Source organism: Labrenzia sp. ATLA3, assembly GCF_057180185.1.
Genome location: NZ_JBXUKV010000007.1, coordinates 305,274 through 319,635, shown reverse-complemented (window position 1 = coordinate 319,635; position 14,362 = coordinate 305,274). Strand labels below are relative to the sequence as shown.

The following is a 14,362-nucleotide window of genomic DNA, read 5'->3' as shown; positions in this document are numbered from 1 at the left end:
GCCGGCCTGGTCGCCGCAGGCCAGACCTGTCAGGAACGAAGCTGCATGGTTGACGAGGAAGGAAAGGCGGGGCCTCAGCCCTGCTGGCGTTTCTGCATCATGGTGCGCAGATAAGCGATATTGGCCTTTGCCTGCTGCGGATCAATCTCCGCCTGGGCCACCTGAATGGCTTCGTCGAATTTGCCCTGGATACCCAGAACAAGGGCCAGATTCTGGCGAACACGGCTGTCCGCGCCGGGCAGGGCGGCTGCCTTGCGCAGCGTATATTCGGCGTCAGGCAGATCGTTCGACAACAGATAGGACAGGCCCAGATTGTTCAGAAGGCTCGGGTCGTTCGGAGCAATCATCAAGGCCTGCTTGTAAAGGCTGCGCGCTTTCTCGTTGTTGCCGGTCTGGTCATAGATTGCCGCCTCTGCGGACATCAGCTTCCAGTCCGGTGTATCCGGCCGTTGCGCACCGTGAATCACGTTGAGCGCTTCGTTAAACCGGCCGTTCATTGCCAGCACCTTGCCATAGGCAGAGGCGATTTCCCGGTCCTTGGGATGGGCGATCACGCCGGAGCGCAACACGGCCATAGCCTGGGGCATCTGACCGTTCTGGCTGAGGGCGTTTGCATATCCCAGGATGGCATTGCGGTCCTTGCGGTTGCGCTCATAGGCCTTGGACCATTTGGAAACCTGCGCCAGTGCCTGCGACGAACCCGGCGACGTATAGCCGGAGGCGGGGGAATGCGTGCCCGTGTTGGCTCGATTGGACGCACAGCCAGTGACAACGACAAGCGCCGACATGGCCAGCAGCGTCGTAGCGATACGGGTGCGACGGCGAACGGAACCGGTTCTGGGCGATTGCATTTCCAACATCCTTGTTGTCAGCGGCTTTCATGTTTCCCTGTTAGAAATAGATAATTAACCCTAATGCTTGGTTAAGCATCGTTGCGAATTGCGAGAACCGGTGCGGATCGGCCTGCGCCATATTGCGTCCAGCCGCCGGGCGTCCTAGGTCTTGAAGATCGAATCCAATCTCCAACGGAGGTCCCCGTGCGCGAAAGCCTAGTCCGCAAGAGCGATGTTTCCAGCTCCACGCCCATCCACGCCGTCACCGAGGCAAGTCTGCCTCACGTTCTGGACGGGCTTGGCGCCGCAGCATCCAGCTGGTGCAAGGCCAACGATTTTGCAGGCAAGCCCGCAACTGTCCTGCTCGTTCCGGGGGAGGGCGGCGCCGCGGTGCTGTTCGGCGTTACGGAAGAGGGGCTGCCACATCCGCTGGCACTTGGCGGCCTTGTCGCCGGATTGCCGGAAGGCGATTACCATCTTGCCGAGGGGTTTCCCGATCCCGAGCAGGCAGCGCTCGGCTTTGCGCTTTCCACCTATTCCTTTACCCGCTACCTCAAAAGCGAAGGCAAAACCCGCCGTCTGGCCGTTGAGGACGGTGTCGACCTCGACCGTCTCGGAACGATTCTCGACGGCGTCAAACTGGCGCGTGATCTCATCAATACGCCGGCGAACGATCTCGGGCCGGAGGAATTGTCCCAGGCTGTTGTCGCGCTGTTCGAGCAGCATGGCGGCACCGGACGGCTGGTCATCGGAAACGATCTGCTGGAAGAGAATTTTCCGATGGTTCATGCGGTCGGCAGGGCCAGCAGCCGGGCACCGCGTCTGGCGGATTTCACCTGGGGCGACGAATCTGCACCAAAGGTCACTCTGGTGGGCAAGGGCGTCATCTTCGATACCGGCGGCCTCAATCTGAAGCCAGGGTCCTCCATGTCTCTGATGAAGAAGGACATGGGTGGCGCCGCGAACGTGCTTGGCCTTGCCTCCATGATCATGGCCGCAAAGCTTCCGGTGCGCCTGCGCGTCATCGTCCCATGCGTCGAAAACGCCGTTGCAGGCAATGCCTTCCGTCCTGGTGATATCCTGCCGAGCCGCAAGGGTCTGACCGTCGAAATCGGCAACACCGATGCCGAAGGCCGCTTGATATTGGCAGATGCGCTGGCCCTTGCCGACGAGGAAAGCCCGGATATGCTGGTCGACATGGCAACGCTCACCGGCGCAGCCCGTGTCGCGCTTGGACCGGATCTGCCGCCTTACTACACGCATGACGAAGACCTTGCCGAGGATATCGCGGTGATGGCCGAGGCAACCGCAGACCCGTTGTGGCGCATGCCGCTCTGGCAGCCGTATCTGAAATATCTCGACAGCAAGGTTGCGGACATCAATCACATCAACACGTCAGGCGCGGGTTTTGCCGGCTCCATCACGGCAGCCCTGTTCCTGTCCCGCTTCGTCGAGAACACCGGTAGCTGGGTTCACTTCGACATCTATGGCTGGACCCCGATGGAAAAGCCCGGAAAACCGATGGGCGGCGAAGCCCAGGGCATTCGCGGTCTGTTCGATGTGATCTCCGAGCGTTTTAAGGCGTAAAATAACGGCTCCGAAACGTTTTCGTGCTTCGATGGTCATGGAGATGGATGGGGGAAAAGGATGGGACCCTGTAACTCATGGCCGTCGAATTGCGCGCCTCACAGGCGCTGAAACTGATGCACGAGGTCAATCTGGCGCTTGTTCGCGATAGTGAACAGGATCTCTCAGCGCGCCAATTGACCATCCTGATGACGGTTTATCTGGAGCCGCCGCCTCATACCGTGCGCGGTTTGGCTGCCAAGTTGAACGTCACAAAACCTGCTATCACCCGGGCGCTTGACACTCTGGGCGGTATGCGGCTTCTGTCGCGCAAGCGCGATGAAGCCGACAAACGCAATGTGATCATCACCCGCACGGTGGAAGGCGCGCTTTATCTGGAGCAGCTCGGCGATCTGGTGGTTGAAAAGGCCAGGGAACTGCCGCGCTGACAGGCCAACCCATTTCGGGATCGACCATGACCGAGACTTTCGACCGCCGCCGCCACCCGGTTCGTGCTGACCTTGCCGCCATCGATTACGAGGGCAGGGTGACGGCCGCCCGCTTCGTTGAAGGCGAGGTGTTTCAAGTTATTGCCGATCAGTTGCCGATCCGGCCCGAACCGCGTCCGGACAGACCGATCGACACCGAAGCCCTCAGCGGCGAGTGGGTGACGGTCTATGAACAAACACCGGAAGGTTGGGCCTGGGGGCAGCTCGCCACGGACGGTTATGTCGGCTGGTTCTCGTCCGATGATGTCGGGCCGGTAAAGCCGGCAACTCATCGCGTGCGGGCGCTGCGCACGTACCGCTACCCGGCCGCCGATCTCAAGTTTCCGCCGCTTGGGCTCCTGTCCATCGGTTCTCTGGTCACCGTTACCGGTGAAACGGAAACGCGTGGGCTCACTTATGCGCTTCTCAGCGACGGTTCGGCCGTTGTTGCAAAACATCTGGTGCCGCTGGAAACTGTCGAAGACGACTGGGTGACTGTCGCCGAAGAGTTGGTCGGCACGCCCTACCGCTGGGGCGGTCGCTCCAGCCTCGGTCTTGACTGTTCAGCGCTGGTACAGCTTGCCGCCCAGGCAGGCGGGCACGACCTGCCGCGCGACAGCGACATGCAGGAAGCGGAAGCCGGCGAGGCCATTCCACATGACGATCCGGCGGTGTTGGAACGCGGTGATCTGCTGTTCTGGAAAGGCCACGTCGGCATCATCACCGGCGACAACTGCCTGCTGCACGCCAACGGTTATACGATGACCGTCGCCTACGAGCCGCTGGACAAGGCCATTGACCGTATTGCGGCGACGGAATGGGGCGCGATCACCAGGGCAAGGCGTTTGCCTGCACTTTAGGGTTTGGCCCGATTTTTGACAGGCTGAATGCCGTCTGGAGAGACTCCAGATGCGCAGCATCAGTCATGATCGGACATGAGTGTTTCCTCCCACTCACTTGAAACAGGGTCAGAAGAGTTTGAGTCTCTGAAATTGGCAAATGGCCGAATGTCGAGACAGGCAGCCGGCTAAATGTCAAAATGATCATGTTGCCAATCCGGGAGGGAAATCTATGCCGCTGATCGACATTCACGTCTTGGAAGGTGTGTTCTCAGAAGACGAAAAAGCACAACTCATCTGTGAGACGGCTAAAGCGTTCGGAACAGTTGCAGGCAAGACGATGCAAGACAACACTTCTGTACGTGTCCACGAGGTAAGAAGCGGGCATTGGGGTGGAGCAGACGGCGTTTGGACAACCGAAAAAGCGTTGGAACTAAAGGCCAAAGGCTAGTGAGGTCCGCTTTGGGTGCTCGAACCGGACATTGCCTGCAGAAAATGAATGGGTCCTGATCCCGGACGACTGAACGAGGCGTTGCTCCGGACGCCGCAAACGCCAGCCGGAGCTATTTCCAGTAGGGGACGTATGTCCCTTGGCTTCATGAGCTGTTCTGTCAGCCCGGGAAGGTCTGCACGCCAATCGATTCAAGCGCGCCGGAGTTCGGGTTTTTCACCAGGCAAAGCTGGCTTTCGGTGCCCTGGATGAAGCAGACCATGGGGCGTTCTTCCTGGCGTGCGCGCTCATAGATCTCCCGTGTCACACCTTCTTCGACATAGAACGGAAATTCGCCTGCTTCTGGACCGTCAGCGCCTTCCGGCCAGACCGGAAGCTTGGCGGAGGTGGCGACATCGGTATAGCCGCTGACCCAGTCCAGCAAGGCCATCTGCATGTCGCTCACGGTATCGATGCCGTAAAAACCGAACAGGTCGTTCTGGTCGAAGGTGGCCTGAAATTCGATGCCGCCGGACTGGTTGAAGACCGCAAGCGAAACTTCCGCTGCCCCGCATTCACCGTGCGCGTCGGCTTCGACCGCATAGGTATCCAGCCAGACGGTTTCGACGGATAGAGTGCACTCTTCCGCTGCCGCTTTCTGGCTCAAGGGGAGGGTGAGTGCCCCAAGCGCCAGGCTGGTAAGAGCGATGTTAAGTGTCTTGGAAAAAAGAGAATTCCGGAACGACATGCCTGCCTCCAAATCGACTCGGATCGAGCCGACGGGACAATAGACCTGGGCTGGAACAGCGGCAACAGAATTGCTGCATCACCCTTTCGGTGTCAGAGCCAGCTTGGGCTCCGCGCTGGACTCTTCCTTTGCCTCGCTTTCGAGTTCGCCCAGTTCAAGGTCCTCGATCCGCCGGCTGCGTTTGGAGATCTTGTCGGAGGAGATCAGGATCTGGTCGATATCCTTGTTCGCCTGCGCGAAGTGGGCCTGAAGCTTGCCAACCCGGTCGTTCAACCGGCTGACATCGGCAATCAGGTGCCCGACCTCGGCCTGGATCAGATGGGCCTGCTCGCGCATCTTGGCATCGCGCAGCACCGACTGGATCACCTGGATCGACAGCATCAGCAGCGACGGCGAGACAATCACCACCCGTGCCCGGTGTGACTTCTGGATGAGATCCTCGAAGCTCTCGTTGAGCTCTGCAAAGACGCTTTCAGACGGCACGAACAGGAAAGCGGTGTCCTGGGTTTCACCAGGCAGCAGATATTTCTCGCTGACGTCCTGAATGTGTTTCGTGAAGTCGCGGCGGAACTGCGCCTGCGCATATTTGAGCTGATCATCCGTTTCCGCTTCGCGCAACAGGTTGAAGGCTTCCAGCGGGAACTTGGCGTCGATGGCAAGGGAAGGGGCGCCGTTCGGCATGTGGATCAGGCAATCCGGACGGCTGTTGTTGGACAGCGTTGCCTGGAACGAATAGGTGCTGGGCGCCATCTGATCCTGGACGATTGCTTCCATCCGGCCTTGCCCGAAAGCGCCCCGGGTCTGCTTGTTCGACAGGATCGCCTGCAACTGGCCGACCTGGCCGGAAAGATCGGTAATCGTGCGCTGAGCCCGGTCGATCACCGCCAGCCGCTCGTGCAGATGCCTGAGACCGTCCTGGGTACGTTTGCTGGTATCGGCCATGGAGGTGTTCAGCTTGTGGCCCATGCCGTCCAGCCGTTCGTTGACCGCACGCATCATGTCCGACTGCCGCGAGCCGAACACTTCCGCCATCGTCTGCATACGGCCGGTCATTTCCCCCTGCGATTTCAGAAGCTGGGAGAGGTGGCTTTCCAGCTCGTGGATGCGTTCGCCCGCCACCGTGTCGGATTCGGCGCGCAGGCGGATCTCCCGCATGGTCTTCAGGACCAGCCAGACAATCAGCGCCAGAAGAAACAGGCCGCCGGCAATGGCGGCCTCCAGAACCGTGACCGGACGGCCACTCAACTCAAACAGGATCTCGTTCATGAAACAAACATAGAACGATTCGGGGCGAAGGCCCATCCGCGTGGCTCGACAGGGCTGTGGTCTTCCGCAAGGCAACCGGTCAGGTGGAAAGCGTTGAAAACGGGAGCGCTCCGCGCTATTTCCGCGTTGACCGGCGCGCTTTGATTTCTTATGTCAGGCGCATGACAATACGCCCGATCATCACCATTCCCGATCCGGTCCTGCGCGAGGTCTGTGCACCTGTCGCGACCGTCGATGAAGACGTCCGCAAGCTGGCCGACGATATGCTGGAAACCATGTACGATGCGCCCGGCATCGGTCTTGCCGCCAGCCAGATCGGGCTTTTGCAACGCATCTTCGTGCTTGATGTCGCCAAGGATGAAGCTCCGAAGGAGCCGATGGTGTTCATCAATCCGAAGATCGTCTGGTCGAGCGAAGACCTGTCCGTCTATCAGGAAGGCTGCCTGTCGATCCCCGATTACTACGAGGAGGTCGAGCGGCCTGCCGAAGTAACGGTTCAGTTTCTCAACAGGGAAGGCGCCGAACAGGAGATCAAGGCCGACGGTCTTCTGGCAACCTGCATTCAACACGAGCTGGACCATCTGAACGGCAAGCTGTTCATCGATTACTTGTCGAAACTGAAGCGCGACCGCGTGGTCAAGAAATTCACCAAACAGGCCAAAATGGCCGGAAAACTCTGACCCTGCGCTGCCTGCCTGGGTAAACCGGCGGCGGCATACAGGAAACAGGTTCGGTCCTGAAACGCTGTGCCGCTCTTTCTGTTTTCAGGAAGCCGATAGCAAACAGCCAGGAAAAAGTTCGCCTTCGGGAGCTGTGTTGCCCCAACGGTCCTGATTGGCCTGCGGTAGGTATTTGGCGCGCAACATCTGCATGCAGAGGAGGTGGCGCCAATTGGACGCGCGGCAAACAGCGCCCACGCCCCTTGCAACACCCGGCGTGAAACGCAATAAGGGCGCAGACCTTCAAAACCCCTCAGGAGCCTCATGTCCTTACGCGTCATCTTCATGGGCACCCCGGATTTCTCGGTGCCGACCCTCATGGAAATCGTCGGCCAGGGCCACGATGTTGTCGCCTGCTATTCACAGCCTCCGCGTCCTGCGGGTCGGGGCATGGATCTGAAGAAATCGCCGGTTCATGAGGCCGCAGAATCCTTCGGCATTCCGGTGTTCACGCCGCAGAGCCTGAAAGGGGCGGAGGAACAGGAAGCCTTTGCGGCGCTGGAGGCGGATGTCGCGGTTGTGGTCGCCTACGGCCTACTTCTGCCGAAGCCCGTTCTGGACGCACCGCAATACGGCTGTCTCAATCTTCATGCGTCCATGTTGCCGCGCTGGCGGGGTGCAGCGCCGATCAACCGTGCGATCATGGCCGGAGATACGGAAACCGCGGTTCAGGTAATGCGCATGGAAGAAGGGCTTGATACCGGCCCTGTGTGCATGTCGGAAACCGTGGCCATCGGCGAGAACATGACCGCCGGCGATCTGCACGACAAACTGTCCTCGCTTGGCGGCGACCTGATGGTCCGGGCCCTGGCAGCCCTCTCGCGCGGGGCGCTTGGCGATCAGGCGCAAGCCGAAGAGGGCGTCAGCTACGCGGCCAAGCTTTCCAAGCAGGAAACGCGGATCGACTGGTCGAAACCGGCTGCGGAGGTTCACAACCATATTCGCGGTCTGTCGCCTTTCCCGGGCGCCTGGTGCGAAATACCTCTCGGCGGCAAGGTGGAGCGGGTCAAGGTCCTGCGCAGCACACTTGCCGAAGGGGCCGGTGCGCCGGGGACCATCCAGACCGGCGCGGATGTGCCGGTGGTATGCTGCGGAACAGGCGCGGTGCGTCTGGAGCAGGTTCAGCGGGCCGGTAAAAAACCAATGAGCGGCGCGGAATTTCTGCGCGGCGCATCGCTTTCTGACGACATGGTTCTGGACTAAGCTGGCGTTTGAGGAGACCGACATGACCCAAGCTGCCAAAGCTGCCGGACTTGCCATCAGGAATGTGATCCCTGCCGATGAAGCCGCCGTCAGAGAGCTGGTGACCGCTGCCTTTCCGTCCGATACGGAAGCCCGGCTCGTGCACACGCTGCGCCATTGCGGCGCCCTTGTGCTGGAACAGGTCGCGGTCGATATCGACGGACGGATCGTCGGGCATATAGCCTATAGCCGCGTCACCCCGGCCGCCATTGGTGCGGGACAGGGCATGCAGGTCGTCTGCCTGGCACCGGTTTCGGTCTGGCCGGATTTGCAGAAGACGGGAATCGGCTCGGCGTTGATCAAGGCTTCGCTGGAAAGTCTGAAGGACCTCGGAGAAGACCTTGTTCTTGTGCTCGGTCCGCCCACCTATTACCCGCGCTTCGGCTTCGATCCCGTGCTGGCACGCAAGGTACAGGGGCCTTTTGCGGGCGACGCCTTCATGGCGCTTGCTTTGACGGAAGCCGGTTCACGCGACCTGCCCATCGAGGTCGCCTTCGCGACGCCTTTCCAAGAATTCGAATAATGCCACGCTACAAGCTGACGGTGGAATACGATGGAAGGCCGTTCAGCGGCTGGCAGCGTCAGGCCAACGCGCCGTCCGTGCAGGCGGTGATCGAGCGCGCCGTCAGGGCATTCTCTGGCGAGGAGGTCACCATCGGCGGTGCAGGGCGCACCGATACTGGCGTTCATGCCACCGGACAGGTCTGTCACGTCGATCTGTCCCGGACATGGCCGGCGCGCACGGTCATGGGCGCAATAAACTTCCATTGCCAGCCCGACCCGGTGATTGTTCTGGACGCGGAAGAAATGCACGAGGGCTTCGACGCCCGTTTTTCGGCGATCCGTCGGTCCTACCTATATCGCATCCAGAATCGGGTGCCGCCGCTGACCCATCAGCGCGGGCTTGCCTGGCACGTGAAATCGGATCTCGATGCCGATGCCATGCATGCTGCTGCGCAGGAGTTTGTCGGCCATCACGACTTCACCACCTTCCGCCATACGCGCTGCCAGGCCAAGAGCCCGGAAAAGACGCTGGATGAATTCAGGGTCTATCGTGACGGTGAGTTCGTCATTGCCGAATGTTCGTCCCGTTCCTTCCTGCACAATCAGGTGCGCTCCATGGTGGGCTCATTGCGGCTGGTCGGCGATGGCAAATGGGGCCCGGGTGATGTCACAAAAGCCCTGAAAGCGCGCGACCGGAACGCCTGCGGCCCCGTTGCGCCGGCCGATGGGCTTTACCTGACCCGCGTCGACTACCGCCCGGCAGAAGTGGATATCCAACTCAAGAAGGACTGGCAGGCCCGCAAGGCGGCTCCGGAAGCGGAAGAAGACGCGGAGCTTTGAGCAAACGGCCGATACACGGAGAAACGGGTCCACACCCTGGGGGTGGACTCAGCCCCCGAGAATTTCTCCCAGATTCTGAAAAATCGCGACCAGGAGGATCACTCCCACGATCAACAGGATCATCCAGGTAAAGAGCTGAAAACCAATTGCACCAGCGCCCAGACTGACGGCGCAAACGGCCACTCGCCTGTTTTCCTTGAGCACGAAGCCGAGGGTTCCCAGAACGATGGCGAGGCCACCAAGCACATAGGCCGACGCCTTGAGCGTTCGATCCAGGCTCCAGGGCGCAGATTGCGGCTCGGGGAGCGGCTCACCTTTCAGGCCCTTGATCGCGGATTTCCGGATATCGGCGGCAATCTCACCGATTGACTGTCCAATGGTCGGTTGAGGGTCCAGGGGACCGGCCGAGAAATGGAAGAGTGCCATCACCAGAGCCATTGCCCCCAGAAGCAAGCCGAGGGAACCTGTCCATGGCCTTCTTGCAATACGCGTCTGGTTCATCAGGGTCTTCCCGCAGCCATTTGTTCAATTGCATCAAGGCGCAAGAATGCCATGTATGGACGCAAGGTACCACTGTGCAGAACGCTGCGTATCAGCTAGCTGTATCGTGTTTTTCTCCTGGGGGGAAAAGCTCCGGTGTCTCGGTTGACGGAACGATGCCGCTTATTCCTCCGGGATCTCCCCACACTTCTTGTAAAGATGCCAGGTCGTATGACCGAGAATCGGCAGGGACACGATCAGACCCAGGAACGCCCTCCAGGCTTATGACCGGAACGCCTGTGTCCCGGCAGCGCCGGCCGATGGTCTGTACCTCACTCGTGTTGATTACTTTACGGCATGGGAAGATCTTGAGGCGAAGACGATTTGGCGCATGAAAAACAACCTTTAAGAGTGATAAGGCTAGGGTGTGGACTCATAAATGAAGATGAAATGGTCTCACCGCATGTCGTCAGCCTGCCTGATCGGGCAACAAGCCCGCTCCGTGACCCGTTCTCACGTGGTTTCGTCATGTCTCATGCTACTTGGTCTTCATTTCTGAGCCCACACTCTAGAATGGCCGGTTACGGTCAAGTGAACGCCTTCCTCCGTGAGTAACCGCCGCAACCCTGCGGTTCCCTGCGAACGGGGGTGCGGCAGTCGAGGTTCCCCAGTCCTGAAGCGAGTAAAAATGTCGATCGGTTCCAGAAAACTTGCGATTCTGTTTGCCTGCCTTTCCGCGATTGCGTTTTCTGCGCCGACAGCTCTTGCCGAAAACGCCTTTGATCGGATCGTGCAGAAGCTGCGCGGGAACCTGGGTAATAAAGACATTGCCAGTTCCAATGGCCGCATCGAGGCCCAGAACGTGGATGTTGCGGGAAAATATCCCGGCCGGTTGACGCAAGTGCTTGCACGCGAAGGCCAGACAGTTGAAGCGGGCGACGTGCTGGCAACGCTGGACGACAGGGATATTCAGGCAAAGCTTCTGGCCGCGAAAGCCTCGGTCCTGCAGGGCAAGGCTTCGAAACAGCAGGCGGAAGCGGCTGTCAGCCAGGCCGAAAGCGCCTTGTCGCTTGCGCGCTCCACCTACAAGCGCATCGAGGGGCTGAAGGCGGAGGGGCATGTTTCCCAGGCCGAATTGGATGATGCCACAAATACGCTCAAGGCTGCTGAAGCATCGCTGGCTCAGGCGCGCGCCCAGGTCAGCAGCGGCGATGCGCTGATTGCCGCGGCCGAGGCAAACGTTGAAGAGATCAAGGTTCAGCTCGATGATCTGACCATCCGCTCGCCGATCCGCGGGCGCGTCGAATACCGCCTCCACGAGCCGGGAGAGGTCATCGATGCCGGAACGCCGGTGGTGACGCTCCTGGATCTGACAGATGTCTATATGAACCTCTATCTGCCTGCGGATGTGGTCGGCGTGCTGTCGATCAACGATGAAGCCAGGATGGTGCTTGACCCCGTACCGCAATATGTCATTCCGGCACGCGTTACCTTCATCGAATCCCAGGCACAGTTCACGCCCAAGAGCGTTGAAACACATGAGGAGCGCTCGCAACTTGTGTTCCGGGTCAAGCTGACCGTGCCGCGTGATCTGGTGAGCCAGTTCGAGGACAGGGTGAAGGTGGGCATCCGCGGCGTCGGCTTCGTGCGCTCCGACCCCGCGGCTGCCTGGCCGGACGATCTGCAAGTCAAGCTGCCGCAGTGAGTGCGATGGGCTGGGCGTGCGAACTCGAAGAGGTAGGCCATCGCTACGGCCCGGCGGTAGCGCTTGACGACGTGCATCTGCAGATCCCGGCAGGTGTCATGGCCGGGTTGATCGGCCCGGACGGCGTCGGCAAGTCCACCCTTCTTGCGCTTCTGGCCGGAGTACGACGGCTGCAATCCGGCCGGATCGTCACCCTCGGCACCGATATCGCCTCCGCCCGTGCTCGCGCGTCGATCATGCCACGCATCGCCTATATGCCGCAGGGGCTCGGACGCAATCTCTACCCCACGCTGTCGGTACGCGAGAACCTGGACTTCTTCGGCCGTCTGTTCGGCCAACCGGCCCGCGAGCGCGCCGAGCGCATTGCCATGCTGCTTGAGGCGACGGGCCTTGATCCGTTTCCGGACCGCCCGGCGGGCAAGCTGTCGGGCGGCATGAAGCAGAAGCTCAGCCTGTGTTGCGCACTCATCCACGATCCAGCCCTTCTGATTCTGGACGAGCCGACGACCGGCGTCGATCCGCTGTCGCGCCGTCAGTTCTGGGAGCTGATCGACCGCATGCGGATGCGGATGAGTTCCATGAGCGTGATCGTGGCAACGGCCTATATGGAAGAGGCTGAGCGCTTCGACTGGCTGGCGGCCATGAACGGCGGCCGGATCATTTCGTCAGGGTCTCCGGAGGAGTTGAAGAAGGTTGCCGGCGCCGCCACGCTGGAGGAGGCTTTCGTCAATCTCCTGCCGGAGAGCGAGCGCGGCCGGCACAGGCCGGTCGAGTTGCAACCCCGCAAGCGGCGTCCGGAAGCGGACCCGGCCATTTCGGCGACCGGGCTGACGAAGCGTTTCGGCGATTTCACCGCGGTGGACAATGTCAGTTTCGAGATCGAGGAGGGCGAGATCTTCGGGTTCCTCGGCTCGAACGGCTGCGGAAAGTCCACAACGATGAAGATGCTCACCGGCCTGCTGGAGCCGACGGAAGGTGAGACGCGTCTCTTCGGAAAACGACTGGCAAATGCGGACATGGAGGCCCGGCTCGGCATCGGCTACATGTCGCAGAGCTTCTCGCTCTATTCGGAGCTGACCGTCCGGCAGAACCTTGCACTCCATGCCCGTCTTTACGGGGTCGCGGTAACACGCGTTGGTGACGTGCTGCAGGAATTCGATCTCGCGGAGGTCGCGGATCAGCAGCCGGAAAGCCTGCCGCTGGGCATCCGGCAACGCCTGCAGCTTGCCGTCGCCACCATCCATGAGCCACGAATTCTCATCCTCGACGAACCGACTTCGGGGGTCGACCCGGTGGCCCGCGACAGTTTCTGGCGCAAGCTGATCTCGCTCTCCCGCGACAAGGGTGTGACGATCTTCATCTCCACCCATTTCATGAACGAGGCGGAACGCTGCGACCGCGTCTCGCTGATGCATGCCGGCAAGGTTCTGGCCGTCGGGACGCCCGCCGAGCTTACTGAGAAAAGGGGCAGCGGCACGCTGGAAGAAGCCTTTATCGGCTGGCTGGAAGACGAGACCGGCGAGCGCGCCACTGAGCCCGCGGGCGAGGTGGCTCTCAGCCCGGACCGCAAGGACAAGAACCGCCCGCTCACCCGCCTCTGGGCCTATGCCGCGCGGGAAACGCTCGAACTCATGCGGGACCCCGTACGCCTGTTCTTTGCCTTTATGGGGCCGGCAATCCTGCTGTTCACCATCGGCTACGGCATATCCTTCGATGTCGACCACATCACCTTTGCGGTCTACGATCAGGACCAGAGCCCGGAGAGCCGGCGCCTGAGTGAGCAATTCACCTCGATCCGCCAGTTCGACGAGGGGCCGCCAATTTCAAGCCCGGCGGAGATTGACACTCGCATGGGCCGCGGCACGCTCACCGTGGTGCTGGAGATCCCGAGCGGCTTCGGACGGGATTTGCATCGCGGTCATGTGCCGGAAGTCTCGCTGTGGGTGGACGGATCCATGCCCTTTCGCGCGGAAACGGCTCACGGCTATGCGCTTGGCGTTCTGAACCTGTTTTCGAACCTGCTGACGAAAGAAAGCGGCAGGACACCGGGATCCCCGGTCGGCATCGAAACGCGATACCGGTTCAATCAGGCCTTCAAGAGCGCCTATGCCATGGTGCCGTCCGTGGTCATGCTTATCCTCATGCTGACCCCCGCGATCATGGCCGCCATCGGCGTGGCCCGGGAGAAGGAAACCGGAACGATCGCCAATTTCCGCTCCACGCCAGTCACCCGGCTGGAGTTCCTGACCGGAAAGCAGCTTCCCTATATTGCCGTCGCAGTGCTGAATTTCTGGACGCTCTACCTGATGGGCCGGCTTCTGTTCGGGGTTCCGTTCACGGGCAATCTCTTCGCGCTCTTCACCGTCTCCGTCATCTACGTGATTGCAACGACCGGTTTGGGGCAGCTTGTTTCAAGTTTCACGCGCACACAGGTGTCCGCCGTGTTTGCCACAGCCGTGATCACCATCATTCCGACAGTGAATTTTTCCGGCCTCATCGTGCCGGTCTCCTCGCTGACACCATCCAGTCAGTTTCTGGGAAAGATGTTTCCCGGCGCCTGGTATCAGGAGGTGAGCGTGGGGTCTTTCGTCAAGGCCTTCGGCTGGGCTGATATCGGCTGGAGCGCGGCGATGCTTTGCGGGTTCGTGGTCATCTATCTCGCGCTGTCCGTCCTCGCCTTGCGCAAGCAGGAGCGCTGAGCG

Annotated in this window: 14 protein-coding genes; 10 read left to right on the top strand and 4 right to left on the bottom strand. The window is 60.6% G+C overall.

Annotated features, from left to right (window positions below; all coding sequences use genetic code 11):
• Positions 1 to 74 precede the first annotated feature (74 nt).
• Entirely contained in the window at positions 75 to 851 is a 777-nt protein-coding gene (locus tag AC2A6O_RS20640) for a tetratricopeptide repeat protein (RefSeq protein ID WP_498929867.1), read from the bottom strand.
• 186 nt (positions 852 to 1,037) lie between these two features.
• Between AC2A6O_RS20640 and AC2A6O_RS20635 the strand changes: the two genes are divergently transcribed.
• The 4 genes from AC2A6O_RS20635 (at position 1,038) to AC2A6O_RS20620 (ending at position 4,177) form a co-directional block, all read left to right on the top strand.
• Positions 1,038 to 2,420 (top strand): leucyl aminopeptidase family protein, encoded by a 1,383-nt coding sequence (locus AC2A6O_RS20635; protein WP_498929865.1) that lies wholly within the window; start codon positions 1,038 to 1,040, stop codon positions 2,418 to 2,420.
• A gap of 77 nt (positions 2,421 to 2,497) precedes the next feature.
• A complete protein-coding gene (locus tag AC2A6O_RS20630; RefSeq protein WP_006934185.1) occupies positions 2,498 to 2,848 on the top strand; it encodes a MarR family transcriptional regulator in 351 nt (116 codons plus the stop codon).
• Between the two features lie 26 nt (positions 2,849 to 2,874).
• On the top strand, positions 2,875 to 3,747 hold the full coding sequence (locus AC2A6O_RS20625) for a C40 family peptidase (RefSeq protein ID WP_498929863.1): 873 nt from the start codon (positions 2,875 to 2,877) through the stop codon (positions 3,745 to 3,747).
• A 211-nt stretch (positions 3,748 to 3,958) separates the two neighbouring features.
• Positions 3,959 to 4,177 carry a tautomerase family protein gene (locus AC2A6O_RS20620; protein ID WP_148585457.1) on the top strand — a complete coding sequence of 73 codons (219 nt, stop codon included), beginning with the start codon at positions 3,959 to 3,961 and terminating at the stop codon, positions 4,175 to 4,177.
• 160 nt (positions 4,178 to 4,337) lie between these two features.
• On the opposite strand, the gene AC2A6O_RS20615 is transcribed toward AC2A6O_RS20620, so the two are convergent.
• On the bottom strand, positions 4,338 to 4,904 hold the full coding sequence (locus AC2A6O_RS20615; protein ID WP_498929861.1) for a hypothetical protein: 567 nt from the start codon (positions 4,902 to 4,904) through the stop codon (positions 4,338 to 4,340).
• 78 nt (positions 4,905 to 4,982) lie between these two features.
• Positions 4,983 to 6,170, bottom strand: a complete 1,188-nt coding sequence (locus tag AC2A6O_RS20610) for a DNA recombination protein RmuC (RefSeq protein ID WP_148585455.1) — start codon at positions 6,168 to 6,170, stop codon at positions 4,983 to 4,985.
• 161 nt (positions 6,171 to 6,331) lie between these two features.
• Here AC2A6O_RS20610 and def point away from each other — a divergent pair, with 161 nt between their 5' ends.
• The 4 genes from def (at position 6,332) to truA (ending at position 9,475) form a co-directional block, all read left to right on the top strand.
• A complete protein-coding gene (def, locus tag AC2A6O_RS20605; RefSeq protein ID WP_498929859.1) occupies positions 6,332 to 6,850 on the top strand; it encodes a peptide deformylase in 519 nt (172 codons plus the stop codon).
• Between the two features lie 303 nt (positions 6,851 to 7,153).
• A complete protein-coding gene (gene fmt / locus AC2A6O_RS20600; protein ID WP_498929857.1) occupies positions 7,154 to 8,092 on the top strand; it encodes a methionyl-tRNA formyltransferase in 939 nt (312 codons plus the stop codon).
• A 22-nt stretch (positions 8,093 to 8,114) separates the two neighbouring features.
• Complete coding sequence (locus AC2A6O_RS20595) at positions 8,115 to 8,654, top strand: GNAT family N-acetyltransferase (protein ID WP_498929854.1); 540 nt, start codon at positions 8,115 to 8,117, stop codon at positions 8,652 to 8,654.
• The gene (truA, locus tag AC2A6O_RS20590; protein WP_498929852.1) at positions 8,654 to 9,475 is read left to right on the top strand and encodes a tRNA pseudouridine(38-40) synthase TruA; all 822 of its coding nucleotides are present in this window, start codon (positions 8,654 to 8,656) and stop codon (positions 9,473 to 9,475) included. The genes AC2A6O_RS20595 and truA overlap by 1 nt, the downstream gene beginning before the upstream one ends.
• 48 nt (positions 9,476 to 9,523) lie before the next feature.
• On the opposite strand, the gene yidI is transcribed toward truA, so the two are convergent.
• Positions 9,524 to 9,976: an inner membrane protein YidI gene (gene yidI / locus AC2A6O_RS20585; protein ID WP_498929850.1), complete on the bottom strand. Its 453-nt coding sequence runs from the start codon at positions 9,974 to 9,976 to the stop codon at positions 9,524 to 9,526.
• A gap of 667 nt (positions 9,977 to 10,643) precedes the next feature.
• Between yidI and AC2A6O_RS20580 the strand changes: the two genes are divergently transcribed.
• Positions 10,644 to 11,660 carry an HlyD family secretion protein gene (locus AC2A6O_RS20580; RefSeq protein WP_148585449.1) on the top strand — a complete coding sequence of 339 codons (1,017 nt, stop codon included), beginning with the start codon at positions 10,644 to 10,646 and terminating at the stop codon, positions 11,658 to 11,660.
• Between the two features lie 5 nt (positions 11,661 to 11,665).
• Positions 11,666 to 14,359 (top strand): ribosome-associated ATPase/putative transporter RbbA, encoded by a 2,694-nt coding sequence (rbbA, locus tag AC2A6O_RS20575; protein WP_498929848.1) that lies wholly within the window; start codon positions 11,666 to 11,668, stop codon positions 14,357 to 14,359.
• Positions 14,360 to 14,362 lie beyond the last annotated feature (3 nt).

What these genes read in the sequence shown, in the direction of transcription:
- AC2A6O_RS20640 (WP_498929867.1), bottom strand. Translation starts at nt 851, where the DNA reads ATGCAATCGCCCAGAACCGGTTCCGTTCGCCGTCGCACCCGTATCGCT.
- AC2A6O_RS20630 (WP_006934185.1), top strand. Translation starts at nt 2,498, where the DNA reads ATGGCCGTCGAATTGCGCGCCTCACAGGCGCTGAAACTGATGCACGAG.
- AC2A6O_RS20625 (WP_498929863.1), top strand. Translation starts at nt 2,875, where the DNA reads ATGACCGAGACTTTCGACCGCCGCCGCCACCCGGTTCGTGCTGACCTT.
- AC2A6O_RS20620 (WP_148585457.1), top strand. Translation starts at nt 3,959, where the DNA reads ATGCCGCTGATCGACATTCACGTCTTGGAAGGTGTGTTCTCAGAAGAC.
- AC2A6O_RS20615 (WP_498929861.1), bottom strand. Translation starts at nt 4,904, where the DNA reads ATGTCGTTCCGGAATTCTCTTTTTTCCAAGACACTTAACATCGCTCTT.
- AC2A6O_RS20610 (WP_148585455.1), bottom strand. Translation starts at nt 6,170, where the DNA reads ATGAACGAGATCCTGTTTGAGTTGAGTGGCCGTCCGGTCACGGTTCTG.
- def (WP_498929859.1), top strand. Translation starts at nt 6,332, where the DNA reads ATGACAATACGCCCGATCATCACCATTCCCGATCCGGTCCTGCGCGAG.
- fmt (WP_498929857.1), top strand. Translation starts at nt 7,154, where the DNA reads ATGTCCTTACGCGTCATCTTCATGGGCACCCCGGATTTCTCGGTGCCG.
- AC2A6O_RS20595 (WP_498929854.1), top strand. Translation starts at nt 8,115, where the DNA reads ATGACCCAAGCTGCCAAAGCTGCCGGACTTGCCATCAGGAATGTGATC.
- truA (WP_498929852.1), top strand. Translation starts at nt 8,654, where the DNA reads ATGCCACGCTACAAGCTGACGGTGGAATACGATGGAAGGCCGTTCAGC.
- yidI (WP_498929850.1), bottom strand. Translation starts at nt 9,976, where the DNA reads ATGAACCAGACGCGTATTGCAAGAAGGCCATGGACAGGTTCCCTCGGC.
- AC2A6O_RS20580 (WP_148585449.1), top strand. Translation starts at nt 10,644, where the DNA reads ATGTCGATCGGTTCCAGAAAACTTGCGATTCTGTTTGCCTGCCTTTCC.
- rbbA (WP_498929848.1), top strand. Translation starts at nt 11,666, where the DNA reads ATGGGCTGGGCGTGCGAACTCGAAGAGGTAGGCCATCGCTACGGCCCG.